Origin of the sequence: [Clostridium] ammoniilyticum (assembly GCF_025566905.1) — a bacterium.
In the GTDB taxonomy this organism is placed as follows: domain Bacteria; phylum Bacillota_I; class Bacilli_A; order Erysipelotrichales; family Coprobacillaceae; genus Faecalibacillus; species Faecalibacillus intestinalis.
On the sequence record NZ_JAOQJR010000008.1, the window covers coordinates 68,266 to 93,758 of the forward strand.

The following is a 25,493-nucleotide window of genomic DNA, read 5'->3' on the forward strand; positions in this document are numbered from 1 at the left end:
ACTTATTCAATTCCTTTATAAGTATATCCAGCTTCTTCAATGGCTTGTTTTAGTGTTGCTTCGTCAACTTCACCTTCTACAAAAGCACAGTTTTTTTCTAGATCAACTGTTGCTTGAATACCATCAATAGCATTTAATGCTTTTTCTACATGTGCTTTACAATGTTCGCACATCATTCCTTCTACTAATACTTTTTTCATTTTCTTTTCTTCCTTTTTCCTATTTTCTCGTATTTGAATAATTTGATGTTTTGGTTTAAAGAATCTTAATCTAAGTGCATTTGATACAACAAAGACAGAACTTAATGACATTGCTGCTGCTCCATACATTGGATCTAACAACCAGCCAAAGATAGAATAGAACACTCCTGCAGCAACAGGAATACCAATGACATTATAGAAGAATGCCCAAAATAAGTTTTCTTTAATATTTTTAATTGTCGCTTTTGAAAGTTCATAAGCCACAACAACATCTTGTAAATCATTTTTCATTAAAACGATATCAGCAGATTCGATAGCAATATCAATACCTGAAGTCATCGCAATACCAACATCACTTCTAACAAGAGCAGGTGCATCATTGATTCCATCACCCACCATGATGACACGATGTCCTTTTTCTTGTAAGTCTCTTACATGTTTTTCTTTATCTTGTGGTAAGACTTCTCCAATAGCTTCAATACCTAATTCATCAGCAATCGCATTGGCTGTCAATTGATTGTCTCCTGTCAACATATAGATATTCATGTTCATATCTTTTAAACAATCAATGGCATGTTTACTTGTTTGTTTCAAGACATCTGAAACAACGATTAAACCAATAAGTTGACTGGCATAGCTATAAAATAAAGGTGTCTTTCCTTTAGATGATAATTCTTTATAGAGATCTTCAATCGAAGAAAGATCAACATCATTTTCTTCCATCAAACGTCTATTTCCTGATAAAAGAATTTCTCCCTTTAAATTACCCACAAGTCCTAATCCTTGTTTCATTTCAAAATGATCTAATGAATCAATAGATATTCCTTGTTCTAAGACATAACTATGAATCGCCTTGGCAAGTGGATGTTTAGAATATTGTTCAATCGAACCCGCATATTTCAATAAATCATTTTCACTTACACCAATTGGATAAACTTCTGTAACTTGAGGTTTTCCTTCAGTAAGTGTTCCCGTCTTATCTAAAACAATCGTATCACATTTAGAAAGTTCTTCTAAGTGTTGTGCTGATTTAACTAAGATACCTAAGTTAGCCCCTTTCCCTGTTCCAACCATGATTGCTGTAGGAGTGGCAAGCCCTAAAGCACATGGACAAGAAATAACAAGGACTGAAATTGCACAGTTTAAGGCAAAGTGGAAATCTTTATTTCCAAGGGTCAACCATAAAATGAAAGTAATGATTGCAATTGTAATAACGGTTGGTACAAAGACACCACTGATCTTATCGGCAAGTTTCGCAATTGGTGCTTTAGAAGCGCCTGCTTCTTCTACTAAACGAATGATTTTAGAAAGCGTTGTATCATTTGAAGCATGACTAACTTCTACTTGCATATAACCATCTAAGTTATTGGTTGAACCAATAACTTGATCACCAACTGTTTTATCGACCGGTAAGCTTTCTCCAGTAATCATCGCTTCATTGATAGAACCATGTCCTTGAATGATTTTTCCATCCAAAGGAATATTGTTACCTGGTTTAACAATCACAACATCACCAATTTGAACATCTTCAATGGCCACTTCAACTTCTTTCCCTTCTTTTAAGACAATAGCTGTTGAAGGCATCAGCTTCATCAATTTTTCAATCGCTTCTGACGTTTTTTGTTTAGAACGTGATTCTAAATATTTACCTAAAGAAATTAATGTTAAAATCATTCCTGCCGATTCAAAATAAAGTTGCATCATATAATGATGGGTCATATCCATATCCATTCTTCCTAGATAATAAGCCATCATAAATGTTGCATATAAACTATAAATAAAAGCTGCTGAAGAACCTAAGGCAATCAAAGAATCCATATTTGGACTACGATTGAATAAAGTTTTAAATCCTCGAATATAATATCCTCTATTAATAAACATAATAGGAACAACCAAACACAATTGAACTAAAACAAAGATCATCATATTTTCATGACCTAAGAGAATACTTGGTAAAGGCCAATTCATCATATGTCCCATACTGATATAAAATAAAGGAATCAAGAAAATAAATGATAAAATCAAATTCTTCTTTTTATGCTCATTTTCATTTTCTTGAACATTCGAAACCTGTTTTTCACCAATATTTTGAGCTTTATAACCTGCTTTATCTACGGCCTCAAAAATTTGACTTTCACTTAGTTTATTTTCATCAAATTCAACAGTCATTGAGTTTTGTAATAAATTGACATTGACATCATCAACACCATCCAACCCTCTTACAGCTTTATCTACATGAGTTGAACAAGCACTACATGTCATCCCAACGACATCATATTTCTTTTTCATCCAAACACCTCCCACCCCTATAGGGTATCTATATCATACTTGAATACTAAAAAATAAGCAAGAAATACGCTTACAAAATTTCTTGATTTTCTAATGTCATTTTCCCCTCTTTCATTTGATAAATACAATAACCCCATTCTTTTCTTTCATCTTCTTCAATTAATTCATTCATACTTACCCCAAATAAACAACTTAATGCATATAAATGATGAATTGAAGGATATGTACTTCCTTTAAACCAACGATAAATTGGTTGAGGACATTCTAAACATAAATACTCTTGAATATCTTTTACTCTATACCCCATTTGATCAACACATCTTTTTAAATTCTTTCCTATTTTTAAAGGATTTATTAATTTTTTCTTCATTTCTATCACCACTATTATTTTAAAATAAAAAAAGAAGGCTGTCATTGAACTTATAGTTCACTAACCTTCTCTTTTTTCAGACATTCTAAAAAATACAATTCCTAACATAAAGAAAATAGATAGAGCTCCTAGAGAAAGATTAATTTGACCTGTTGTTTGTGATAAAACACCAACAACTGTTGTTCCTAAAAACGAAGCTCCTTTTCCACAAACATCCATTAAACCAAAGTATTCTCCTGATTTTTCTAAAGAAATGATTTTTGTAAAAAACATCCAATACAACCAATTAATAAAGTGATTATAAAGATTGGTTTTTTATAACCTTTTGTATCAGCTACAGTCCCTAAGACCGGTCCTAAAAAAGCAACAATAATTGTAACAATTGATGCAGCATAACCCCAAAAAGTCAAATAATATGAAATAGGAGTTAATCCATCTTCAATCATTAAAAAACGATCAAATTCAACTTCTATTTCTCCATGTGATACTCCACTTTCATGAATCCTTTTTTCAATATAACCGTGACACGTTGCATCTAAGGCAAAATGACAAATAAATCCATAATAATAAGCTAGGTAATGATTGATTTGTTTTTTAGAAGTCATCATTTTTCTAAAAGTATCAAAGACTTCTTTTCCTGCTTTTTCGTGCATGTTATAACCTATTGAATTAATTTCATTGGTTTTTAATGGTAAATAATAAAACAAGAGATCTGGACCATGTAGTCCAATATCATAGAGTTCTTTATTTTCTATAATTATTTTTTTAATATCGTTTGGTAGTTCTTTTAAAACTTCTTGTCCAAATCGATAATGTGCATAAGTTGATGGCATTTTTTTATTTCCCTTTCTTTAGTTTAGAAAAAGCATACTTATTTTTAAGATAATCAACTATCATTTTTACGAAAAGAAATGTTAAGTAAAAGTAAAAAAACGATGATTCATCTCATCGTTTCTCTATAAATTCATTTTCAATTGTTTTAAAGATACCATCTTAATCATATTCTGGCATAAGGCTTTCATCAACAGCATAAGCTATCCTATTGTATAGAATTCTTAATAAATCTTCTTTAGAACCATTTTCTAAAAGCTCTTTCCCAAGTTCAGATTTAACTAAATGAGTTAGACAGTCATATTGGAAAGCATATTTAAATGGGGCATAGTCATTTCTAAACATATAAATTGAATACTTATCACTGGCAAAAGGAATATCACTATCAACATGTACACCATATGTACCATATTTTTCTAATGGAAAATCATTTTTTCTATATCTATAATGTATTGTATCTTCTGTACCATAGGTTTTAGAAAAAGCATAGAACTCCCTAAATTTATATATCTTATAGATATCCCCCTCTTTTTCAAAATAAGAGTCTGAATCTAAACCAATGGTCATTGTAAATGGAAAATCAAAGACTTTTCCACTTTTATATGAGTTAAATGAAACACTTCCTATAATATCTAAAGAACCTTGGTTAAAAGTTTCTTCTTCATGTATTTCATTAAATCTTAATTTTATTCCAAAATCAGAATCAACATCCCCACAATTATTATATTTATTGATATCCTCTAATAATTTGTTATGAGAAACATTGTCAAAAAGTTCATTGTAAGAATAAGCACTTTCTAAATCAACATTGGCTATTTCATTAGCACTGTTTTTAAGTTTACTTTTTTCTTTTTCATCCATCATTTTTTTATAACAGATAAACTTATCAAAAACAGCTTTCTTTAAATTATTTTCAAATTTATTAAATTGAAAAACAAGTTTTCCCAAAAAATTGTCTTGTATATAAATTTCATCTTGATTTAAACCTTCAAAATATTCTTTTAGGCCAGGAATATACCAATCAGCATCTTCATTCTTTACAAAATCAAAAAATTCATCAAATGTAACATGTTCCATATAAGAGTCCCCCTTAAAAATATATACTCAAATTTTAGCACAGAAATAAGGAAAGGGTAAAGAAAAAGACGATTTTAAATTTCCATCGTCTCTTTATAAAATTCTATAAATTCATTTTCAATTATTTCAAAAGCTACAAAACTTAAATCAACTTTTCTTTGCAACTTTAAATAATTCCGATTGATTTCATCATTTAATAATTCTTTTAGTTCCAAAGATAACATTTCATCATCAATTTCAAAAACTAATTTAGTTTCTTCTTTTGTTAAATCTCTTTGAATAAAATGTTTCCAAATAACATTTTGTAAAACATCTTCCACTTCTAAATAATAAGTAAGTTCTTTTTTTATTGGTCTTGTAACATCACTTAAATAAACTTCACTTCCATCATGCAACAAACATCCTAAAATAACTTCTTTACTATATCCTCTTGTCTTTGCTTCCTTAGCACAAGCAAGACTATGTTGAGCTACGGAATAAAAATATTGAACATGTCCATTTCCTCGACATATTAAAGAAAGTGCATGTGCAATATCTTTAATATCTAATAAATTTTCATCAACATTTAATGGATCAAAATATTTTTTTGTATACGTTGTAATAAAACTCATAAAATACTCCTATAACTTAATTGACACCGTACTTAATGCGCAAACTGTCATTAAAAGACAACAAATAATGATACTCATGCCAAATGAAAATGATAAAAAATAGGCAATAATTGAATAAACAAAATAACCTAAACAAACCATTAAAAATCTTATAAAATGTTTATACGCATACTCTTTTCTTTGCTTGCTTGTAACCGCACATGCTTCTTGATAAGAAATCCCTGTATACCAATAGATTGCCTCATTTTTATAAATCATGCCCGTAAGAATGGCAAGAGTTATAAACATATAATTACCTAAAACCAAACCTACTAAATCTATATTCTTGATATCCATAAAAATAATCGCCAACACACCTACGCAAAATAAAACCAGCCATGCCATAAATCCTTTATAACTTTTTTTCATTTTTATAAACCTATTTCCTTATAAATTTTTTCAATAATTTGTGATTTATACATACAATATTTTTCAATATCATTTGGATACAACTTTGCTGCTTCTTTTTTAATTTTACCGTATTCTTTTACAGTATTTGGATGTTTTCTTAAATAATTTCTAAAAGCAAGATGTCGTTTCAATTCTTTAGAATCTTGTGGACATACATAAAGATGATGTGTTCTTAAATGCTCTTTTCCTTCATATCTAAAAGCTTCACGATCTTTAAGACCTAAATCACCTTCATAAATATAACCATGCTTTTCTAAAAGAAAAATCACTTCTTTTAAATCTTTACGATCAATGACAACATCTAAATCAATGATTGGTTTAGCTGCTAGTAAAGGAACAGAAGTGCTTCCTACATGTTCAACAGCAAGCACTAAATCTTTTAAAGCTTCTTCTATTTCCCCTTTAATTTGATTGAAATCATTTACCCACTTCGAATCATAATCTACAACTTCAATATGTTCTGTTTTCATCTTTCAATATCTCCACATAAACGCTCACAAACAAGATTCCTACAACGCTTTTTATGTGCTTCATGTAATGAATGATTTTGAAAATTCTTTAATGCCTCTAAATTTTCAAATTCACTATAAAAAACAAGATCATAACCTGAAGTCAAGTTTTCTTCCATTTCCACACATAATAAGCCTTCAATTCCTTCTAAAGTTTGAACCGATTCTTTTAATTTTTGAAGTGTTTCTTTTTCTAAATGGTTTTCTTTAACTTCTTTTGTATAATTCCAAAATAAAATATGTCTAATCATTTTCATCACCTACTTTTATTATTTCTTTAACAATTTCTTCAATTGTTTTATTAGAAACATCAATTTTATATGTATTTAATTTTTGATACATTTCTAATCTTTCTACACTACGAGCAAGGACATCTGGTTTTCTAATTCCTTGATCGATATCTTTTTGAATTCTTTTTTCCAAAGCTTCTTTTTGACAAACTAAAGAAATAGATATCACTTTTACATCTTTTAAATCAAGGTGTGAAAGCAGATCATCAATAATACTTTGTTCATGCATGACCCAACAAAAAATAATATGATCAAACACACTGCATTTTAAATCATTATTCAATAACATGCAGATATTCTCTAAAACTAACTTTTTTGTTTCTTCATTAACCATGAACGGATGCATATCCCAGCACCAATCTCCATCTATAAAAACACTTTTATCTAATTTTCTTTTAAGAATCTGACACGTTGTTGTTTTACCAACGCCCATCGTGCCACCTATTAAATATAATTTTTTCATAACTTTCCCTTCTTTTTAAAATATTATACAAAATATTTATCAATAATTATATAACTTCTTTCTTTAGTTGTTTAAACAAAAATAATAATTTTTATTAACTTTCTCAATTGTTTTTATATTGAAAGTTCAATAAAATAAAATTATTAAAGGAGGTTATTCTATGATCTATTTAAGTAGTTTTAAATTAAGCAATCAAACACTCAAAAATCCTAATATTTATCCCTATAATATCTTTAGAGATAAGTACATAGAGCCTTTTTCTTTTGCACCTATTACCATTTTTTATGGAAATAACGGGTGTGGAAAATCCACACTTCTTAACATCATTGCTGGTAAATTAAAAATAAAAGGAAAAGAAATGCCTGCAAGTAATGCTTACTATGAAAATTATTGTGAAAGATTTGAAAATGAATGTGCCTATAGCTTAGGCAGCAATGAAGATGGTATTCCTTTTTATCAACTACCTGAAAATAGTCGTTATATTAAAAGTGAAGATATTTTATATGAAATTAAAAAAATACAACAAAAAGCTATTTTAGAACATGGTTTAACTTATGATTATATGCAAGAAGGATTATCTTTAGAAAAAGCACAAAGTGTTTTAAATAAAAAGAAAGAACAACGTATTGAAAATATCATTTTTTCTCAAGAAAAGTATTCCAATGGTGAAACCTCTTTACAGTTCTTTCAAGAATATCTTTTACCAAATGCTCTTTATTTATTAGATGAACCAGAAGTTTCTTTATCTCCTGCAAATCAAGTTGCTTTAGCTCAAGAAATTAATGAACTAACACATTATTTAGGGTGTCAGTTTATTATTGCGACACACTCTCCTTTTATGTTAGGTACTTTAAACGCTAAAATTTATAATTTAGATGCAAGAGAATACGAAGTTACCCCTTGGTATAAATTAGAAAATGTTCGCTATTTTTATGATTTTTTCAAAAAACACGAAAAAGAATTCAATGATTGAATTCTTTTTTTCTTTACCTTATTGACAAATCATTAAATGTATTATACTGTATTAGTGTACTAGTGACACTAATACAGTTAGGAGGGCTCTATGTTTATAATAGATATTCAAAGTAAAGTTCCTATTTTTGAACAACTCAAAAAACAAATCTTAGAATTTATCTCTATTGGCATTTTACTTCCTAATGATAAATTACCTTCGGTAAGATCTCTTGCAACAGATATTGGCGTTAATCCTAATACTGTTTCTAAGGCCTATCAAGAATTAGAGAACCAAGGTTATATTTATTCCATTAAAGGAAAAGGATGTTTTATTGCTGATAATCAAACTGATCAATTGATTAAAGACGATAAATTAGATGATTTTAAAGGATGTGTCAATGAAATGAAAAAGCATCAAATTACCAAAGACAAATTATTAGAAATTATTGAAGAAGTATATAAGGAGGAAACGGTATGATTGAAATTAAAGATGTGATGAAATCTTTTGAAAATAAAAATGTTTTAAATCATTTAAATGTCACAATTTCCTCAGGAAGTATTTTTGGTTTGATTGGTCCTAATGGAGCTGGAAAATCAACCTTACTTTATTTATTAAATGGGATTTCTAAATGCGATGAAGGAAGTATTTTATTTGATGGAAAAGATGTTTATGAAAATCCTGATGTTAAAAAAGATATTTTATTCATTAGTGATGATCCATACTATTTTCACTTTGCTACTATTGATGAAATGAAAGATTTCTATCTTACTTTTTATCCACAATTCAATTTAGAAACCTACCAACATTATGTCAATTTATTCCGTTTACCACAAAATAAACCTTTAAAAGACTATTCAAAAGGAATGAAAAGACAAGCAATGTTTGCTTTAGCACTTGCAATTGCACCAAAATATTTATTATTAGATGAAGCTTTTGATGGTTTAGACCCTGTTATGCGTTTAGCTTTTAAAAAAGCTATAAATCAAATGATTGATGAAAATATGACAGTCATTATTTCATCTCATAATTTAAGAGAATTAGAAGATATTTGTGATAGCTTTGGGATTTTAGACAATGGATGTATGACAACATCGGGTGATCTCTATGATATTAAAGATCATATTCATAAAATACAATTAGCTTTTAAAGAAGAATTAAACAAAGAAGAATTCAGTCATTTAGATGTTCTCTCTTTCCATAAACAATCCCGTGTGATTAATATGGTTGTTAAAGGAGACATCAATGAAATTAAAGATTATTTAAGAATGTTCAATCCAATTATGTTAGAAGTTTTACCTGTAAATTTAGAAGAAATATTTATTTATGAAATGGAAAGAAAGGGGTATGGTGTCTATGATTAATAAAGATTATTTTAAATATTTAATAAAACAAAATAAGAAATATCTTATTCTTATTTATCTTGTTGGTATCATTATTCCTTTTTGGGTATTTAATGAGTATACACCTTCATTAGATTTAACAGGCACACTCTCTCTTGTTTATGGATTAGGTTTATCATGTATTGTACCTATTTATTTATTTTCTTTTTTACAAAAAAAGAAAAGTAATATTCTTTACTTTTCCTTACCAATAAAGAAAGAATCACTTTACTTAACAACAAGTTTATTTTCTTATTTTGCAACCATTTTACCTGTTGTTATTTATCAACTCATAGCACAAGGCATTTTCGCTTATAAAATGGGTATTTCTATTGGCGCCTTTATTCTAGCAATAATTATAACAATCGTCCATATGTTTGCCATGAATACCCTTATTACAACAATTACTCTTTTAACCCAAAATAGTGTTGATAACTTTATTTGTTCATTTGCTTATATTTTCCTTCCTCTACTTATCTATATTGCACTTAATAAGTGTGCCACAAATATCGTATATAAAATGATGCTTGGTGAAGGAAATTATACACAAGGTCTTAATGCTATTCTTTATTATTTAAGTATTCCTTATAATGGATTAGCGCAAATGAAATATATAGAACTACATGTAACTCATATCTCATCAATCTATTGGTTGATCATCAGTTTAGTTCTCTCTTTTGTAAACTATCGCTTATTTATCAAGCGTACAGTTGAACAAAGTGAATCACATACAAAATCATTCTTTATGTATCCATCAATTATTATTCTTGGAACATTTGCGATGTTACTTGTTATGTATACCACAGATTTCAAATCAAATGTTCTATCATTTACAATAATCTTTATGATTTATTTAATTATGTATTATTTTTCTAAAAGAAAAGTTTACTTTAATTGGAAAATCCCAACGATCTTTATTCTTTTAGTCGTAAGTTGTATCGGTTTTTCAAGTATTTATGCTAATACAAAAGGATTTCATTCAATTTATGAGGTACCATCTACTTCCTCAATTAGATCAGCTAGTTTTAGTTTTTCATTTATGACTAACTATGAAACAAAAACTGAACTTAAATATAAAGGAATCGATGTAACTGATATTAATTATAGTACTGGTCCAAAGAAATCATCTAAAGATAATACAAATTTCGTGAATTTTATAAACGATATTATCAATCAAAAACTCATTACAAAATATGATGATTTTTACAATGATCCAATCAATAAAAATTTTTATACAATAGGTGTTTATTATTCAATTCAATCACCAACTGATCTAGGTAGATATGCAAGTCGTGATTATGTTATCGAAGAAAAAAATATTGAAAAAGTATTAGATTTAGTGGCTAAATACAATCTTTACAAATTTAAAAGTTAATTAAAATAGGTTGATGCTTCATCAACCTATTTCTATAGAAGGAGTCTTTATGAAAAAAACTACACATATATTATTTACTATTTACATATTTTTAGTCATCTGGATCATACTTTTTAAATTATCTGTTTCTATTGATCAATTACCACATTTTAGAAGCATTAATTTAATTCCCTTCTATTATCCAAATAAGACAACTTATCAAATAAGAGAAGTTCTTGATAATCTGATTATTTTTATTCCTTTTGGACTCTATTTAAAAACATTAAATATTAATAGTGATCGAACAATATTTCTTGGTTTTCTATTAAGCATTTCATTAGAATTATCTCAATATATCTTTTGTCTTGGAGCAAGTGATATTACAGATTTAATTACGAATACAACAGGAGTACTTGTCGGTGTTGGTCTTTATTATCTTTTAAAAAAGATTTTTAAAGAGAAGACCAATAAAATTATTTTAGCATTAGAAGCTATTGTAACGATTTTATTTGTTTCTTTGATCGTTATTATTCTTATAAACAATTAACGCACATAAATCACAAGTTATTCACAATTGTGCATAATAAAAATGAGGTCTCCCTCATTTTTTTATTCTGTTGGATGACGATCACCTAATAAATAATCATCTACATGTTCAAAGATATATTGAATAGATAATGGTTTTCTTCCTGTAAGTGAACTAAAATCACTAACAGGAACATCTAAATAGCCTTGTGTGACAGTTGTTCCAAAAGTAACCATTCCTTCTGATGTTGCTTTAATTGGACTTTTTGAAAAATCTCCATCCGTATTTCTAGGAACACCAATTGAATCAAAATAAGCATAAAGTTCATCATCTGTAAGTCTTGTATAAGTGATATGATTTCCTGTTGCTTTGTTTCCAATAGCTAAGAAATCTTCATAAGATAGTGGTTCTAAACCATTAATATTTAAAACAGCTCGATGTAATAAATGATTATTTAAAGCACAAGCTGCTGCATAAGCGCAATCCTTACGTGAAATAAACCACACACGTCCATCACCCATGTTTTTAGAAATTGTTGTTTCTTTAGCTTCTACTGCCCTTAAATAGTCACTTGTAAATGCTTCAACAAAAAGAGAATTTCTTAAAAAGATATAATCAAGCGATGTATTTTGAATAATTGCTTCTGTATAAGAATGATCTACATTTTCAATGCTTGGGTTAAATGGATGTGCTGCTGATAAAACAGATGTATAAATAATTTGTTTAACATTTGCTTTCACACATGCATCTACTGCATTTTTATGAGCTTGTCTTCTTTTTTCACCTACAAAAGGCATTGAAATCAATAAAACTTTATCCGCATTTTCAAAAACTTTAACAAGTCCTTCAGGATCATTAAAATTAGCTATAGCTGTTTGAATCCCTTGTTCCTTATATTCTTTTAAACTTTCTTCTTTAGGTGCTGTAAATACTAAATCTTCTTTGTTCATCAATTCTAAAGCGTATTTAGCCACTAATGAACCAAAATTTCCATCAACACCATTAATAACAATTTTACTCATCGTTCATACCTCCACATGTGAAAATTATATCATGAATATTTTTATAAAATAGACCTTAAAAATTAATAAAGACTATAAGTTTTTCTTATAGTCTAAAATAATCTTCTACATATTTCATAAATTGTTGTATCGCCTTTTTTCCATTATCTTGATGATATCCTACAGCATAATCAGCATGATGATGACTTTCTTTTAAAGGAATCACTGCTACTTGATCATTTTCACTGATGACCTCTGTGGCCGAAAGTCCTATTCCTTCCCCTAAAGAAATAGCCATCACATATTCATTTAAATCATCTACTTCTTTTTTTATATAAGGAATCATTCCATCTAAACGGAAAGCTTCCATATAATCATGATAGTACTCTTTTCCTTGTTTTTTCGATAAAACAATAAGAGGTTCATTTTTGATATCTTTAATTGTTACATATTCTTTATGACTTAAAGGATGTTCTAAAGAAGTAACGACACAAATATGTGAATGATAAATTGTACGATAAATAAGATCTGGATAATTTTTAAAGTTATTACTTAAGCCAAAAGCAATATCTATTTCTCGATTGTTTAATTTTTCAATACAGGTAAATAAATTAAAAGCTTTGATATCAATTGAAATAGCATCGTTTTCTTTGAATTGTTTAACAATAAATGGTACATGCTTTCTTTCAAAAGGACCTGTAATCCCAATCGTTAACACATCTTTTTGTAAATTTTCTTTAATATCATTATATTCATTTTTATAATCACTCAATAATTTCTTTGCAAGATCATAATACCTTTTTCCTTCTTCTGTTAATGTTGGATAATAAGTCCTACGATCAAAAAGAGAAAATCCCAAATCATTTTCCAATTTTGTGATTTGCTGAGAAATTGCTGATTGTGATAGATAAAATTTTTTGGCTGCTTTTGAAAAACTTCCTTGTTCGACTACTGCTATAAAATAATAAATTACTTGTTTAAACATCTTTATCACCCTATCTATCATATCATTTTATTCACATTAATGTTCAAATTGTGCGCAAAAAAGTGAATAACTTAAGTTATTCACTTTATTCACAACCATATTCACAATACACAAATAAAAAAACACATCTAAGATGTGTTTATCACAAACTGGCAGGGGTAGTAGGAGTCGAACCCACATCAACGGTTTTGGAGACCGGTATTCTACCATTGAACTATACCCCTAGTTGGGTTTGCCTAATTAATATATCATATAAAAAACAATTAAGCAATAGTTAATTGCCTATAAATTAAAAAAAATGTCTCATAAGATAATTTTGAGGAGGTTAAATATGAATGAATTAGAATTAACTATATCCTCTATCAAAATACAAACATTTAAAGATATCTATAAAATGAATGTTGCTTTTGATAAAGGAACTATTTTTAAACAATTGGATAAACCATGGGTGATGCAACGTGGATGATACATTATTACAAATAAGTAAATTGGATTTTTGTATCCAAGATGTTACTTTGTTTTTAGATACCCACCCTGATGATCAAGAAGCTAAAAAATATTATAAAGAAGGGATGAAGCATCTTTTAAAGATGAAAGAAACTTATTTAAAAAATGGCGGTGCTCTTACAAATAGAGACGGAAAGAATATTGAAAACTATATTAATGAACCATTTCCTTGGATGAAAGGAGGATCAACATGTGGTTGTATGAAAAGCGCTTGCAATATCCCGTTAATGTAAGAAAACCTGATGCTAAAACTGCTAAAATCGTTATTTCACAGCTTGGTGGACCTAATGGTGAATTAGGAGCAGCACTTCGTTATCTAAATCAACGCTATACGATGCCTTATCCAAGAATTCAAGCCTTATTGACAGACATTGGAACAGAAGAACTTGCTCATGTTGAAATTATTAGTACCCTTTTCTATCAACTTACCAATGGTCTAACACCTCAAGAAATTAAAGAAGGTGGATTAGATGCCTATTTTACTGATCATACATTAGGTGTCTATCCAACAAATAGTGCGGGTATTCCTTTTAGTGCCGATACTTTCCAATCTGTGGGAGATCCTATTTCTGATTTAACAGAAGACATGGCTGCTGAACAAAAAGCTAGAACCACTTATGATAACATTCTTGCTTTAAGTAAAAATGAAGACGTCAATAAAGTCATTCGTTTTTTAAGAGAAAGAGAAATCGTGCATTATCAACGTTTTGCTGAAGGACTTGAATATGTCAAGAGTCAATTAAATAAGAAGAACTACTACGCTTATAATCCCTCATTTACTTCATCAAAACGTGAACAAACATGTGAATAAGGTGAATAACTCAAGTTATTCACCTTTTATGCACTTATTCACACTTTCCCCCACAAATATTCACTTAAATCTGTTGCTAAAAACATTTGTATTTCTTGAGCCATTTCCTTATTTATCTTAGAAATTCTCCCTTTATTTTCTACATAAACATCGATATATCTTTTTTTAGCTGGAATTTGTTTACAAAAAAAATCTTTATTTTTTCCTTTATAAACACAATTTAATTGTCGAAAATCATCCCATAACTGTTTAATTTCTTTATCTTTTATTAATAAATCAATAAAACTCTTTTCTTGAAGATAAAAATCATCTTCTTTAACTACACCTCTATCAACTGCTTTTTTAATAACATAAGATAAATATTGCATCGCATAACGATCTTCATCACAAATATAAACATGTGAACACTCCAACATCATTTTTGTAAAAAGAACAGCTTTATCTTCATGTTTAAAAATAAGTTCATCTTTCTTGTCATTTACTTTGAGATCCTTATAAATCATTTGTATCATCTCTAAATCACAAAATCCATAACTATACATATTTCCTAATGTATATTCCAAACGATCTGCAGAAAGTTTAGGAGATTCATTATCAGCCAGCGGATATAAATGATAGTTACAAACATCTTCTATCGTTAAATGATACTTATGTAACAAAGAAACTAATAAGGTATCTTTTTCAATTACCTTTTTCGTATCTAATTCTGTTGATTCTTGTTTTAAATGATCTTGGTGATAGAAATCTATCGTATGTGCAAAGACAGGAGTTGCTATATCATGAAGCAAACCTGCAACTGTCTGTCTAAGATCATGTGAAAAATGATAAACAATTAATGCAACCCCTATACTATGTTGATAACGAGAATATGGTACAATGTTTGAAAAGAAGTCAAAAGCAGTATATTCCACTCCGCAATTCATCCCAATATCTTTAAGTCTTTGCATTGATGGAACATGTATAAGACTATTTATAAATTCTAAAGGCTCTTTTTCATAAATTTTCCATAAATTATTCAATTTTTTTCAACTCCTTAAAATTTTAAATTACATTCATTCTATCACACTTTTTTAAAGTATATTAAAATAGAGTAAAATTTATTTTAATATTTTTTTAAAATAAAGCTTGATTAAAGTGAAAATATATGTATAATTATAAGGGCAGTAACGGGAAGTAGCACAGCTTGGTAGTGCACCTGGTTTGGGACCAGGGGGTCGCAGGTTCAAATCCTGTCTTCCCGACCATTTATAAAAATTGGGGCCATAGCTCAGCTGGGAGAGCACCTGCCTTGCACGCAGGGGGTCAGCGGTTCGATCCCGCTTGGCTCCACCAATTAATTTAATAAATTTCAATATTATGGCGGGATAGCTCAGTTGGCTAGAGCATTCGGTTCATACCCGGAGTGTCGAGGGTTCGAATCCCCCTCCCGCTACCATTAATATTGCGGAGATTTACCCAAGTCTGGCTGAAGGGACTGGTCTTGAAAACCAGCAGAGGATTAACGTCCTGCGGGGGTTCGAATCCCTCAATCTCCGCCATTTTTATCTTTTGGTCTGGTAGTTCAGTTGGTTAGAATGCCGCCCTGTCACGGCGGAGGTCGCGGGTTCGAGTCCCGTCCAGACCGCCAATTAATGGTTCCGTAGCTCAGTCGGTAGAGCAGAGGACTGAAAATCCTCGTGTCGGTGGTTCGATTCCGCCCGGAACCACCATTTTTTTATTTGATTTTACTTATACAAAAAAAGAGAGCACCTGCCTTGCACGCAGGGGGTCAGCGGTTCGATCCCGCTTGGCTCCACCAATTAATTTAATAAATTTCAATATTATGGCGGGATAGCTCAGCTGGCTAGAGCATTCGGTTCATACCCGGAGGGTCGAGGGTTCGAATCCCCCTCCCGCTACCATTTTTATTTAAGGTGCCTATAGGGCATATACTGCGGACCCTTAGCTCAGTTGGTTAGAGCTATCGGCTCATAACCGATCGGTCGTAGGTTCGAGTCCTACAGGGTCCACCATTAATATTGCGGAGATTTACCCAAGTCTGGCTGAAGGGACTGGTCTTGAAAACCAGCAGAGGATTAACGTCCTGCGGGGGTTCGAATCCCTCAATCTCCGCCATTTATTAAAAAACTTAATATCGCGGGATGGAGCAGTCTGGTAGCTCGTCGGGCTCATAACCCGAAGGTCGTTGGTTCAAATCCTTCTCCCGCAACCAAAATGGTCTGGTAGTTCAGCTGGTTAGAATGCCGCCCTGTCACGGCGGAGGTCGCGGGTTCGAGTCCCGTCCAGACCGCCAAATGATGGTTCCGTAGCTCAGTCGGTAGAGCAGAGGACTGAAAATCCTCGTGTCGGTGGTTCGATTCCGCCCGGAACCACCATTTTTTTATCTTTAAAGGAGAAAAGTTATGTTTAAATATAAAGATTTAAGAATGGTCGTTATTTCAATTATTTTGGTTATTTTATGTGCGTTTAGTGGAATTTATTTTCGTTATGATCGAATGAAATTAGTGGTTGTTTTATTACTAGCGTTAGGGGTACTTCCTACTTTATTAATACGTTTTAACGCTTCTGTTTTTGAAGATGGTTTATTAGTATATTTCTTTAAGGGGATCGGTTTTATGCCTCAAATGATTGAATTTAAGGATTTAACAGCATATTCACTCAACTCAAAACATCGAATTGAATTACAATTTAATAATCATACAAAAAATATTTATTTAGTAAACGCTACATCATTTTATGAAGAATTAGATAAAAAATTTAATCAATATAAAAATGGACAAGAGATTTAATCTCCTGTCCATTTTTTTGTTTATTAATAGATTCCTTGAGAAATCATAGCTTCTACTACTTTTTCAAAACCAGCAATATTAGCACCTTTGATTAAGTCAAATCCTAATCCATATTTTTCAGCAGCAGCAACAGAGTTGTTGAAAATTGATTTCATGATATTATGCAATTTTTCATCAACTTCTTCACTTGTCCAGTTATATCTCATAGAGTTTTGAGACATTTCTAATGCTGAAACAGCAACACCACCAGCGTTAGCAGCTTTTGCAGGTCCTAAAGTACCACCATTTGCTGTAAAGTAAGCAATTGCTTCAGGTGTACTTGGCATGTTAGCACCTTCGATGATGTATTTACATCCATTAGCGATCAATTGTTTAGCTTCTTCTTCACCAATTTCATTTTGAGTAGCGCAAGGGAAAGCCATATCTACTTTTAATCCCCATGGTTTTTCACCAGGATGGAATTCACATCCGAATTTTTCAGCATAGTCTTTTAATTTAACATCATTTGATGAACGAATTTTTAATAAGAAATCAATTTTTTCATCAGTATTGATTCCATCAGGATCATAAACGTATCCATCTCTACCAGAAATAGAAACAACTTTTGCTCCATATTCTTTAGCTTTGATACATACACCCCAAGCAACGTTACCATATCCAGAAACAGCAATTGTTTTTCCTTCATAAGTATCGTTGAAATGAGCTAATACTTCTTTACCATAGTATACAGCACCAAAACCAGTAGCTTCTGGTCTAATTAATGAACCACCATAAGTCATACCTTTACCAGTTAAAACACCGTTTTCATAAGCATCTTTAATACGTTTGTATTGTCCAAATAAATATCCGATTTCTCTACCACCAACGCCGATATCTCCAGCAGGTACGTCAACGCTAGGTCCAATGTGACGATATAATTCAGTCATGAATGATTGACAGAATCTCATAACTTCAGCATCTGATTTACCTTGTGGGTCGAAATCAGAGCCACCTTTACCACCACCGATAGGAAGTGTTGTTAATGAGTTTTTGAAAATTTGTTCGAATCCTAAGAATTTAATAATTCCAAGGTTAACAGAAGGGTGGAATCTTAAACCACCTTTATAAGGTCCAATAGCACTAGAGAATTGAATACGATATCCTCTGTTTACTTGAACTTTACCTTGATCATCCATCCAAGGTACTTTAAACATTAAAGTTCTTTCTGGTTCAGTTAATCTTTCTAAAATAGCCATATCTTCATACTCAGGATGAGCTTTGATTACTGGTTCTAAGCTTTCTAATACTTCTTCAACAGCTTGGATAAATTCAGGTTGATCAGTATTTTTAGCTTTTAAGTTTGTTAATACTCTTTCAATATATTCCATTGTTATATCCTCCTAGGGTTATCATACATCTTTAATAATAATAAATGAATAAATTAAGAAAAAATTATCACATAAATAAGTTATCGTGATAATAAAAATACTACACAACGTGTTTTATCACGATAAAAATTGTATACAATCAATTATCAAAAAAATAAAAAATTACAACTTATGATTTGTATACAATAAAGTGTTTAAAGTATAAAATATTTCATAAAAATGCATAATCATCTTTCCTTTGTATACAATCTATGCTAGAATAAAGCACAACAAGAGGTGATTACTATGAAAATACTAAATAACACACAATTACATCACCATCATTGGAAAAAGTAGGGTTATATCATTTATGATACAGCCCATTTTGTCTATCACAATTAAGCTGTATCTAATGATGTTGAAACGAGTCATTAGATGACTCGTTTTTTTAGTAATAAGGGGGATTTTTATGGAAGAGTTTAAATATTTGATACCTGAAGAAAGCATAGATGCAATTATTACAAATGTAGAAAAATTAAGGGAAATTGAAAATCATTTACGACATGTTTTTTCAAATCATGGGTACAATGAAGTGTTGATGCCATCATTTGAATATGTTGATTTATATACAAAATTGGATTGTGGTTTTACGGTTGATAAGATGTTTCAATACATCAATCACGAAGGTAAAAATGTTGCCATGCGTTTAGATTTTACAATACCTCTTGCCAGACTTTATGCTAATAGTGCAAATGAAGGGGAAGCACGTTACAGTTATTTTGGAAAAGTGTATCGTAAAGAAATAATGCATAAAGGAAGAAGCAGTGAGTTTTTTCAAGGTGGTGTAGAATTAATGAATAAGCCAGGACTTCAAGGAGATAAGGAAGTTATGACAATGATTCAAGAATCTTTACCAGGAATTTCATTAAAAAATATTCTTTTAGAATTGGGCTCTGCTAAATTCTATAATCGTTTATTAGAATTGGTGGGAAATCAAAGAAATGAATTAGAAGATATTTTAAGATTAAGAGATATTAGTGAAATGAAACGTTTTGTTTCTAAAAATGATTTTGAAGAAAGCTTGAATCAATTGCTGTTATCTTTACCAACATGTTTTGGAAATATTGATTTACTTCATCAAATGATGGATAAATGTCAAGATTCTGTTTTGTTAGGGGCATTACAAGAATTAAAAGATCTTTATGAATCATTAGATAGTAAAGAAGGAATTATTTTTGATTTAGGAATGGTTCCAACCATGAAATATTATACAGGCTTTATGATTAAAGGATATAGTGATCAAAGTGCAAATCCAATTTTATCAGGAGGACGTTATGATGATTTGCTTCCTAGATTTAATGTTGATAAAACAGCTGTTGGGTTCTGCTTTCATATGAATCATATTTTAAAAGCCATTGAAAAAGAGGGAGAGTAACATGATTAAAATAGCTATTACTAAAGGAAGAATCGAAAAACAAGTATGTAAACTGCTTGCAGAAGCAGGTTTTGATATGGATCCTATTTTTAATAAAAATCGAGAATTATTAATTGAAACAAAAGATGGAATTTCAATGATTTTTGGTAAACCCAATGATGTTGTTACATTTTTGGAACATGGGATTGTTGATATTGGTTTTGTAGGAAAGGATACGTTGGATGATGTAGATTTTGAAGATTACTATGAACTTCTTGATCTGGAAATAGGAAAATGTTATTTCGCAGTAGCTGCTTATCCAGAATATCGAAATAAAGTATTTAATCGTCGTAAAAAGATTGCCAGCAAATATACAAATGTTGCGAAGAAATATTTTGCTTCTAAACAAGAAGATGTGGAAATTATTAAATTAGAAGGTTCTGTTGAACTAGGACCAGTGACAGGAATTTCTGATGCAATCGTTGATATTGTTGAAACAGGTTCAACTCTTAAAGCAAATGGTCTAGAAGTAATTGAAAAAGTAAGTGATATTTCAACAAGAATGATTGTTAATAAGGTAGCTTTTAAATTTAAGAAGGATGAAATTATGAATATTGTAAATCAATTAGAAAAAGTAATAGGGGGAAATTAAGATGCTTAAAGTAATTGAATATGATGGGAATTTAAAAGAAATTGCACAAAAATTAAATAATCGAAAAGAAGAAATTTCGATAGAAGTTAATAATGCTGTAAATGATATTATTAATGATATTAGAAAAAATGGAAATCAAGCCTTGATCAACTATTGTCGAAAATTTGATGGTTATCAAATTAAAGATGAAAATGATTTCGTTGTTTCAAATCAAGAAAAAGAAGAAGCTTTAAAACAAGTGGATCAAGATTACATAAGAATCCTTGAAAGAACAAAACAACAAATTACAGAATTCCATAAAAATCAAATTGATAAATCATGGTCATTATATAAAGATAACGGAGTGATCATGGGACAAATGGTAAGACCAATTGAAAGAGTTGCTTTATATGTTCCAGGTGGAACAGCTGCCTATCCTTCAACAGTTTTAATGAATGCCATTCCTGCAAAACTTGCTGGAGTTAAAGATTTAGTTATTATTACACCGGTTAAAGCAGATGGCAAAGTTAATCCTGTTATTGTTGCAGCTGCAAAAGTATCAGGTGTTGATACTATTTATAAATTTGGTGGAGCACAAGGAGTTGCTGCTATCGCTAATGGAACAGAAACAATTGAAAAAGTAGATAAAATCGTAGGACCAGGAAATATCTTTGTTGCGACAGCTAAAAAATTAAGCTATGGGGTTGTCGATATTGATATGGTGGCAGGTCCAAGCGAAGTTTTAGTTATTGCTGATGAAAATGCGAATCCTAAATATATTGCTGCTGATTTAATGTCACAAGCAGAACATGATAAACTTGCTAGTGCAATGCTTGTAACAACAAGTAAAGAACTTGCTGAAAAAGTCAATGTTGAACTCAAAAGACAAATGGCTTATTTATCACGTAAAGAAATTATTGAAGAATCTCTTCAAAATTATGGAGGAGCAATTCTTGTAAAAGACTTAAAAGAAGCTTTTGAAGTATCTAATTATTTAGCGCCAGAACATTTAGAAGTTTTAGTTGAAAACCCAGTCAATACACTTCCTTATATTAAAAATGCAGGTTCTATTTTCCTTGGAGAATACTCACCAGAACCTCTAGGTGATTATATGTCAGGAACAAACCATGTTTTACCAACAGGAGGAACAGCTAAATTCTATTCAGCGTTAGGTGTTTATGATTTCGTTAAATATTCATCTTATAGTTATTATCCAAAAGATGTTTTAGAAACATTTAAAGATGATGTTCAAACTTTCGCAAAAAGTGAAGGTTTAGATGCTCATGCAAATAGTATTGCTGTACGTTTTGAGGAGGAATAATCATGAGAGAAGCCAAACTAAAAAGAAATACAAATGAAACACAAATTAGTTTAGAAATTAATTTAGATGGTACAGGGAAAGCAGAGATTCAAACAGGGATTGGGTTTTTTGATCATATGTTGACCTTGTTTGCTTTCCATAGTGAAATGGATATCAAAATGATTTGTCATGGTGATTTAGAAGTAGATAGTCATCATAGCGTTGAAGATATGGGAATTGCTTTAGGTAAAATTATTTTAGAAGCTTTAGGTGATAAAAAGGGTATTACACGTTATGGGCATTTTACAATTCCTATGGATGAAGCACTAGTAACATGCAATTTAGACATTTCAGGAAGAAGTTTCCTTGTTTTTAATGTAGATATTCCTAAAGTTAATTTAGGAAATTATGAAAGTGAAATGACAGAAGAATTTTTTAGAGCGGTTGCTTACAATATGAATGCAACATTGCATTTAAATGAGGCTTATGGAAATAATGTTCATCATGTAATCGAGGCATGTTTTAAAGCTTTTGGAAGAGCTTTAAAAGAGGCGGTACGCATTGATGAAAAAAATAAAGATAAGATCGTTTCTTCAAAAGGAGTTTTATAAATGATTGTTATTATTGATTACAATGTAGGAAATTTAAAAAGTGTTGTCGGTGCTTTTAAAAGAATTGGACTTGAAACTGTTGTTTCTAGAGATGAAAAAGTTATTAAAGAAGCTAAGGGAATTGTTTTACCTGGAGTAGGAACTTTTCCTACTGCGATGAAGAATTTAGAAAAGTATCATTTAGTTGATATTTTAACAGAGCGAAAAGAGGCAGGAATTCCTATTCTTGGGATTTGTTTAGGAATGCAAATTTTATTTGAAAAAGGGTGTGAAGTAAAAGAAACAAAAGGACTAGGATTTATTCCAGGTTCAGTACGTTATATGGATATTGATGAAAAGATTCCTCATATGGGATGGAATCAATTACATATAACAAATCATCAACCAATTTTGAAATATGTACATGAAAATGATGATGTTTATTTTGTACATTCATATATGGCACATTGTAAAGATGAAAATCTTGTAGCGTATACAGATTATGGAACTACTAAAGTTACAGCTTTAGTGCAAAATAAAAATGTCATTGGGTGCCAATTCCATCCTGAAAAATCAGGAATGGTTGGGCATAAAATATTACTTGCGTTTAAGGAGATGGTCGAATGTTAGTTATTCCAGCAATAGATTTAAAAGATGGACAAGCAGTACGTTTATTTAAAGGAGATTATAATCAAAAAACGGTTTATAGTGATCATCCAGAAGAACTTGCTCAAACTTTTGAAAAAGCAGGAGCTATTTATTTACATGTTGTAGATTTAGATGGCGCTAAAGATGGTTTTGCTAAAAATTTAGAAACGATTAAAAAAATTAGAAATAGCACAAAAATGAAAATGGAACTTGGTGGAGGAATCCGTGATTTAAAAACAGTTCAACTCTATTTAGATGAAGTAGGAATTGATCGTGTTATTTTAGGAACGGCAGCTTTAAAAGATCCCAAATTTTTAAAAGAAGTATTAAGACAATATGGTAGTGAGAAAATAGTTGTCGGTGTAGATGTTAAAAATGGTTTTGTTTCTACAGCAGGATGGTTAGAAACAAGTCAAATGCCTTATATTGAATTTATTCAATATTTGGAATCTATTGGTGTTGGCTATATTGTAGCAACAGATATTTCTAAAGATGGAACTTTGACAGGACCTAATTTTGAAATGTATGATGAAATCGCTAAAAACAGTCAAATTCAATTTGTTGTTTCTGGAGGAATTAAAGATTTTGATAATATCCAAAAAGTTGCTCAAAAAGATTATTATGCATGTATCGTTGGAAAAGCTTATTACGAAAAGAAAATTGATTTAAAGGAGACAATCAAATGCTTACAAAACGTATAATTCCTTGTTTGGATATCAAAGATGGGAAAGTGGTTAAAGGAGTCAATTTTGTTGGATTAAAAGATGTTGGAGACCCTATTGAACTTGCTAAAAAATATGACGTACAATGTGCAGATGAAGTTGTCTTTTTGGATATTACAGCTTCTTATGAAGATAGAGGCATTATGAAAGATATTATTGAACGCGGGGCTTCAGAACTAACAATTCCTCTAGCAGTAGGAGGTGGAATTAGAACATTAGATGATTTTAGAATGATTCTTGCCTCAGGTGCTGATAAAGTTTCTATTAATTCTGCAGCAATTGCTAATCCTCAACTAATTAAAGAAGCCGCTGATGAATTTGGGGTTCAATGTGTAGTAATTGCTATTGATGCCAAAAAAAGAGAAGACCAAAGTGGATGGAATGTCTACGTTAAAGGTGGAAGAGAAAATACAGGTTTAGATTTAATTGAATGGGTAAAAAAATGCGAAAGTTTAGGTGCTGGAGAAGTATTGCTTACTTCGATGGATGCGGACGGAACTAAAGCGGGTTATGATATTGAAATGCTTAATGCTGTTTGTAAGGCTGTTGATATTCCAGTTATTGCTTCAGGTGGTTGTGGAAGTGTTCAAGATATTGTTGATGTTTTTGAAAAAACAAATGTTGATGCAGCATTAGTGGCTTCACTTTTCCACTTTAATGAAGCAACTGTTGAAGATGTAAGAAATGAATGTAAAAAACATGGTATAAATGTAAGGAGAACAAGATAATGAGACCAGATTTTAATAAAATGGAATTAATTCCAGCAATTGTCCAAGATTATCAAACAAAAGAAGTATTAATGTTAGCTTATGTCAATGAAGAAGCTTATGATAAAATGTTAGAACTTAAACAAACTGTTTTTTATTCAAGAAGCAGACAAAAGTTATGGCATAAAGGAGAAGAATCAGGACATTTTCAAGATATTAAAGGAATGTATTTAGATTGTGATTTAGATACTTTATTGATTTATGTCAAACAAACAGGAGCGGCTTGTCATACTGGGGCTTATTCATGCTTCTTTAATGAAGTACAAGCTTATGATGCAAGAGATATTTTTAGAGAATTGGAAAAAACAATTGCTGATCGTAAGATTCATCCAGTTGAAAAATCTTATACAAATTACTTATTGAATGAAGGGGTTGATAAGATTTGTAAAAAAGTGGGTGAAGAGGCAAGCGAAACAATTATTGCAGCAAAAAATGATAATAAAGAAGAATTGGTTGGAGAAATATCTGATTTATTATTCCACACTTTTGTTTTAATGAATGATCGAGGTGTCAGTTTAGAAGATATTCAAAATAAACTTAAAGAAAGACATCAAGTAACTGGAAACAAAAAAGAATTTCATACAAGAGGAGATTATTAAATCTTCTCTTTTTATGTTTCATATTATGAAAAAATGTAAATGAATACATGAAAATGAATATAATAATAATCAATGATAA

31 protein-coding genes and 13 tRNA genes are annotated in these 25,493 nt (G+C 30.4%); 29 read left to right on the top strand and 15 right to left on the bottom strand.

The features are described from left to right. Positions 1-2: 2 nt before the first annotated feature. From OCV55_RS08895 to OCV55_RS08940, 10 genes are all read right to left on the bottom strand, one after another. On the bottom strand, positions 3-2,489 hold the full coding sequence (locus tag OCV55_RS08895) for a heavy metal translocating P-type ATPase (RefSeq protein WP_147580400.1): 2,487 nt from the start codon (positions 2,487-2,489) through the stop codon (positions 3-5). Between the two features lie 70 nt (positions 2,490-2,559). Beyond that, the gene (locus OCV55_RS08900; protein WP_267309880.1) at positions 2,560-2,859 is read right to left on the bottom strand and encodes a helix-turn-helix domain-containing protein; all 300 of its coding nucleotides are present in this window, start codon (positions 2,857-2,859) and stop codon (positions 2,560-2,562) included. 60 nt (positions 2,860-2,919) lie between these two features. Next, entirely contained in the window at positions 2,920-3,132 is a 213-nt protein-coding gene (locus tag OCV55_RS08905) for an MFS transporter (RefSeq protein WP_147580402.1), read from the bottom strand. After that, positions 3,105-3,692 (bottom strand): zinc dependent phospholipase C family protein, encoded by a 588-nt coding sequence (locus tag OCV55_RS08910; RefSeq protein ID WP_147580403.1) that lies wholly within the window; start codon positions 3,690-3,692, stop codon positions 3,105-3,107. Before OCV55_RS08910 ends, OCV55_RS08905 begins: the two co-directional genes overlap by 28 nt. Before the next feature lie 160 nt (positions 3,693-3,852). Next, on the bottom strand, positions 3,853-4,767 hold the full coding sequence (locus OCV55_RS08915) for a hypothetical protein (RefSeq protein ID WP_147580404.1): 915 nt from the start codon (positions 4,765-4,767) through the stop codon (positions 3,853-3,855). A 74-nt stretch (positions 4,768-4,841) separates the two neighbouring features. Beyond that, entirely contained in the window at positions 4,842-5,378 is a 537-nt protein-coding gene (locus OCV55_RS08920; RefSeq protein ID WP_147580405.1) for a phosphohydrolase, read from the bottom strand. 9 nt (positions 5,379-5,387) lie between these two features. Continuing rightward, positions 5,388-5,786, bottom strand: coding sequence for a hypothetical protein (locus OCV55_RS08925; protein ID WP_032091618.1), 399 nt, complete (start codon positions 5,784-5,786; stop codon positions 5,388-5,390). Between the two features lie 2 nt (positions 5,787-5,788). After that, on the bottom strand, positions 5,789-6,298 hold the full coding sequence (locus OCV55_RS08930; RefSeq protein ID WP_147580406.1) for a GrpB family protein: 510 nt from the start codon (positions 6,296-6,298) through the stop codon (positions 5,789-5,791). Then, positions 6,295-6,588 (bottom strand): Dabb family protein, encoded by a 294-nt coding sequence (locus tag OCV55_RS08935; RefSeq protein WP_022001073.1) that lies wholly within the window; start codon positions 6,586-6,588, stop codon positions 6,295-6,297. Before OCV55_RS08935 ends, OCV55_RS08930 begins: the two co-directional genes overlap by 4 nt. Continuing rightward, entirely contained in the window at positions 6,581-7,090 is a 510-nt protein-coding gene (locus OCV55_RS08940; protein ID WP_147580407.1) for an AAA family ATPase, read from the bottom strand. The genes OCV55_RS08935 and OCV55_RS08940 overlap by 8 nt, the downstream gene beginning before the upstream one ends. A gap of 160 nt (positions 7,091-7,250) precedes the next feature. On the opposite strand from OCV55_RS08940, the gene OCV55_RS08945 reads away from it, so the two are divergent. From OCV55_RS08945 to OCV55_RS08965, 5 genes are all read left to right on the top strand, one after another. Beyond that, positions 7,251-8,063, top strand: a complete 813-nt coding sequence (locus OCV55_RS08945) for an AAA family ATPase (RefSeq protein WP_032091622.1) — start codon at positions 7,251-7,253, stop codon at positions 8,061-8,063. 90 nt (positions 8,064-8,153) lie between these two features. Beyond that, positions 8,154-8,522 (top strand): GntR family transcriptional regulator, encoded by a 369-nt coding sequence (locus tag OCV55_RS08950; RefSeq protein WP_032091623.1) that lies wholly within the window; start codon positions 8,154-8,156, stop codon positions 8,520-8,522. Beyond that, entirely contained in the window at positions 8,519-9,406 is an 888-nt protein-coding gene (locus OCV55_RS08955) for an ABC transporter ATP-binding protein (protein ID WP_147580408.1), read from the top strand. The genes OCV55_RS08950 and OCV55_RS08955 overlap by 4 nt, the downstream gene beginning before the upstream one ends. Continuing rightward, complete coding sequence (locus OCV55_RS08960) at positions 9,399-10,799, top strand: hypothetical protein (protein WP_147580409.1); 1,401 nt, start codon at positions 9,399-9,401, stop codon at positions 10,797-10,799. Before OCV55_RS08955 ends, OCV55_RS08960 begins: the two co-directional genes overlap by 8 nt. A 49-nt stretch (positions 10,800-10,848) precedes the next feature. Continuing rightward, the gene (locus tag OCV55_RS08965; protein ID WP_267309881.1) at positions 10,849-11,325 is read left to right on the top strand and encodes a VanZ family protein; all 477 of its coding nucleotides are present in this window, start codon (positions 10,849-10,851) and stop codon (positions 11,323-11,325) included. A gap of 62 nt (positions 11,326-11,387) precedes the next feature. Here OCV55_RS08965 and OCV55_RS08970 read toward each other — a convergent pair whose 3' ends face one another. The 3 genes from OCV55_RS08970 to OCV55_RS08980 form a co-directional block, all read right to left on the bottom strand. Beyond that, the gene (locus OCV55_RS08970) at positions 11,388-12,326 is read right to left on the bottom strand and encodes an NAD(P)H-binding protein (RefSeq protein ID WP_032091627.1); all 939 of its coding nucleotides are present in this window, start codon (positions 12,324-12,326) and stop codon (positions 11,388-11,390) included. 85 nt (positions 12,327-12,411) lie between these two features. Next, entirely contained in the window at positions 12,412-13,290 is an 879-nt protein-coding gene (locus tag OCV55_RS08975; RefSeq protein ID WP_267309882.1) for a LysR family transcriptional regulator, read from the bottom strand. 150 nt (positions 13,291-13,440) lie between these two features. Further along, a tRNA-Trp gene (locus OCV55_RS08980) sits at positions 13,441-13,514 on the bottom strand. 107 nt (positions 13,515-13,621) lie between these two features. Here OCV55_RS08980 and OCV55_RS08985 point away from each other — a divergent pair. From OCV55_RS08985 to OCV55_RS08995, 3 genes are read left to right on the top strand one after another with little or no spacing between them, the layout of a single operon-like run. Further along, on the top strand, positions 13,622-13,756 hold the full coding sequence (locus OCV55_RS08985) for a spore coat associated protein CotJA (RefSeq protein WP_081919096.1): 135 nt from the start codon (positions 13,622-13,624) through the stop codon (positions 13,754-13,756). Next, positions 13,749-14,030: a spore coat protein CotJB gene (locus OCV55_RS08990; protein WP_117813763.1), complete on the top strand. Its 282-nt coding sequence runs from the start codon at positions 13,749-13,751 to the stop codon at positions 14,028-14,030. Before OCV55_RS08985 ends, OCV55_RS08990 begins: the two co-directional genes overlap by 8 nt. Further along, positions 13,988-14,608, top strand: a complete 621-nt coding sequence (locus tag OCV55_RS08995) for a manganese catalase family protein (RefSeq protein WP_032091630.1) — start codon at positions 13,988-13,990, stop codon at positions 14,606-14,608. Before OCV55_RS08990 ends, OCV55_RS08995 begins: the two co-directional genes overlap by 43 nt. A gap of 38 nt (positions 14,609-14,646) precedes the next feature. Here the strand turns inward: OCV55_RS08995 and OCV55_RS09000 are convergent, their stop codons facing one another. Beyond that, on the bottom strand, positions 14,647-15,627 hold the full coding sequence (locus tag OCV55_RS09000) for an HD domain-containing protein (RefSeq protein WP_032091631.1): 981 nt from the start codon (positions 15,625-15,627) through the stop codon (positions 14,647-14,649). A 148-nt stretch (positions 15,628-15,775) separates the two neighbouring features. On the opposite strand from OCV55_RS09000, the gene OCV55_RS09005 reads away from it, so the two are divergent. The 13 genes from OCV55_RS09005 to OCV55_RS09065 all read left to right on the top strand — a co-directional run bounded on the left by OCV55_RS09005 (position 15,776) and on the right by OCV55_RS09065 (position 17,397). Further along, positions 15,776-15,852: transfer RNA gene (locus OCV55_RS09005), tRNA-Pro, on the top strand. Positions 15,853-15,864: 12 nt separating this feature from the next. Further along, a tRNA-Ala gene (locus tag OCV55_RS09010) sits at positions 15,865-15,940 on the top strand. Positions 15,941-15,966: 26 nt separating this feature from the next. Beyond that, positions 15,967-16,043 (top strand) — tRNA-Met (locus tag OCV55_RS09015). Positions 16,044-16,053: 10 nt separating this feature from the next. After that, positions 16,054-16,146 (top strand) — tRNA-Ser (locus OCV55_RS09020). Between the two features lie 12 nt (positions 16,147-16,158). After that, positions 16,159-16,235 (top strand) — tRNA-Asp (locus OCV55_RS09025). A gap of 6 nt (positions 16,236-16,241) precedes the next feature. Further along, positions 16,242-16,317, top strand: a tRNA-Phe gene (locus tag OCV55_RS09030). A gap of 115 nt (positions 16,318-16,432) precedes the next feature. Beyond that, a tRNA-Met gene (locus OCV55_RS09035) sits at positions 16,433-16,509 on the top strand. Between the two features lie 34 nt (positions 16,510-16,543). Continuing rightward, positions 16,544-16,620: transfer RNA gene (locus tag OCV55_RS09040), tRNA-Ile, on the top strand. A 10-nt stretch (positions 16,621-16,630) separates the two neighbouring features. Beyond that, positions 16,631-16,723: transfer RNA gene (locus OCV55_RS09045), tRNA-Ser, on the top strand. Positions 16,724-16,743: 20 nt separating this feature from the next. Further along, positions 16,744-16,820, top strand: a tRNA-Met gene (locus OCV55_RS09050). Between the two features lie 4 nt (positions 16,821-16,824). After that, a tRNA-Asp gene (locus tag OCV55_RS09055) sits at positions 16,825-16,901 on the top strand. Positions 16,902-16,907: 6 nt separating this feature from the next. After that, positions 16,908-16,983, top strand: a tRNA-Phe gene (locus OCV55_RS09060). A 27-nt stretch (positions 16,984-17,010) separates the two neighbouring features. Further along, positions 17,011-17,397, top strand: coding sequence for a hypothetical protein (locus tag OCV55_RS09065; protein WP_032090201.1), 387 nt, complete (start codon positions 17,011-17,013; stop codon positions 17,395-17,397). Between the two features lie 23 nt (positions 17,398-17,420). Here the strand turns inward: OCV55_RS09065 and gdhA are convergent, their stop codons facing one another. After that, positions 17,421-18,764 carry an NADP-specific glutamate dehydrogenase gene (gene gdhA, locus OCV55_RS09070; protein ID WP_032090200.1) on the bottom strand — a complete coding sequence of 448 codons (1,344 nt, stop codon included), beginning with the start codon at positions 18,762-18,764 and terminating at the stop codon, positions 17,421-17,423. Between the two features lie 448 nt (positions 18,765-19,212). Between gdhA and OCV55_RS09075 the strand changes: the two genes are divergently transcribed. The 8 genes from OCV55_RS09075 to hisIE are packed head-to-tail and all read left to right on the top strand — an operon-like array spanning position 19,213 to position 25,414. After that, a complete protein-coding gene (locus OCV55_RS09075) occupies positions 19,213-20,178 on the top strand; it encodes an ATP phosphoribosyltransferase regulatory subunit (RefSeq protein ID WP_147580412.1) in 966 nt (321 codons plus the stop codon). A gap of 1 nt (position 20,179) precedes the next feature. Then, positions 20,180-20,809, top strand: a complete 630-nt coding sequence (hisG, locus tag OCV55_RS09080; RefSeq protein ID WP_119363489.1) for an ATP phosphoribosyltransferase — start codon at positions 20,180-20,182, stop codon at positions 20,807-20,809. Position 20,810: 1 nt separating this feature from the next. Further along, complete coding sequence (gene hisD / locus OCV55_RS09085) at positions 20,811-22,109, top strand: histidinol dehydrogenase (RefSeq protein WP_032090197.1); 1,299 nt, start codon at positions 20,811-20,813, stop codon at positions 22,107-22,109. Positions 22,110-22,111: 2 nt separating this feature from the next. Beyond that, positions 22,112-22,699 (top strand): imidazoleglycerol-phosphate dehydratase HisB, encoded by a 588-nt coding sequence (gene hisB / locus OCV55_RS09090; RefSeq protein ID WP_147580413.1) that lies wholly within the window; start codon positions 22,112-22,114, stop codon positions 22,697-22,699. Then, a complete protein-coding gene (hisH, locus tag OCV55_RS09095) occupies positions 22,700-23,308 on the top strand; it encodes an imidazole glycerol phosphate synthase subunit HisH (protein WP_147580414.1) in 609 nt (202 codons plus the stop codon). Beyond that, the gene (gene hisA, locus OCV55_RS09100) at positions 23,302-24,027 is read left to right on the top strand and encodes a 1-(5-phosphoribosyl)-5-[(5-phosphoribosylamino)methylideneamino]imidazole-4-carboxamide isomerase (protein WP_147580415.1); all 726 of its coding nucleotides are present in this window, start codon (positions 23,302-23,304) and stop codon (positions 24,025-24,027) included. Before hisH ends, hisA begins: the two co-directional genes overlap by 7 nt. After that, positions 24,009-24,776: an imidazole glycerol phosphate synthase subunit HisF gene (gene hisF / locus OCV55_RS09105; protein ID WP_147580416.1), complete on the top strand. Its 768-nt coding sequence runs from the start codon at positions 24,009-24,011 to the stop codon at positions 24,774-24,776. Before hisA ends, hisF begins: the two co-directional genes overlap by 19 nt. After that, positions 24,776-25,414: a bifunctional phosphoribosyl-AMP cyclohydrolase/phosphoribosyl-ATP diphosphatase HisIE gene (hisIE, locus tag OCV55_RS09110; RefSeq protein ID WP_032090192.1), complete on the top strand. Its 639-nt coding sequence runs from the start codon at positions 24,776-24,778 to the stop codon at positions 25,412-25,414. The genes hisF and hisIE overlap by 1 nt, the downstream gene beginning before the upstream one ends. Positions 25,415-25,493: the final 79 nt, after the last annotated feature.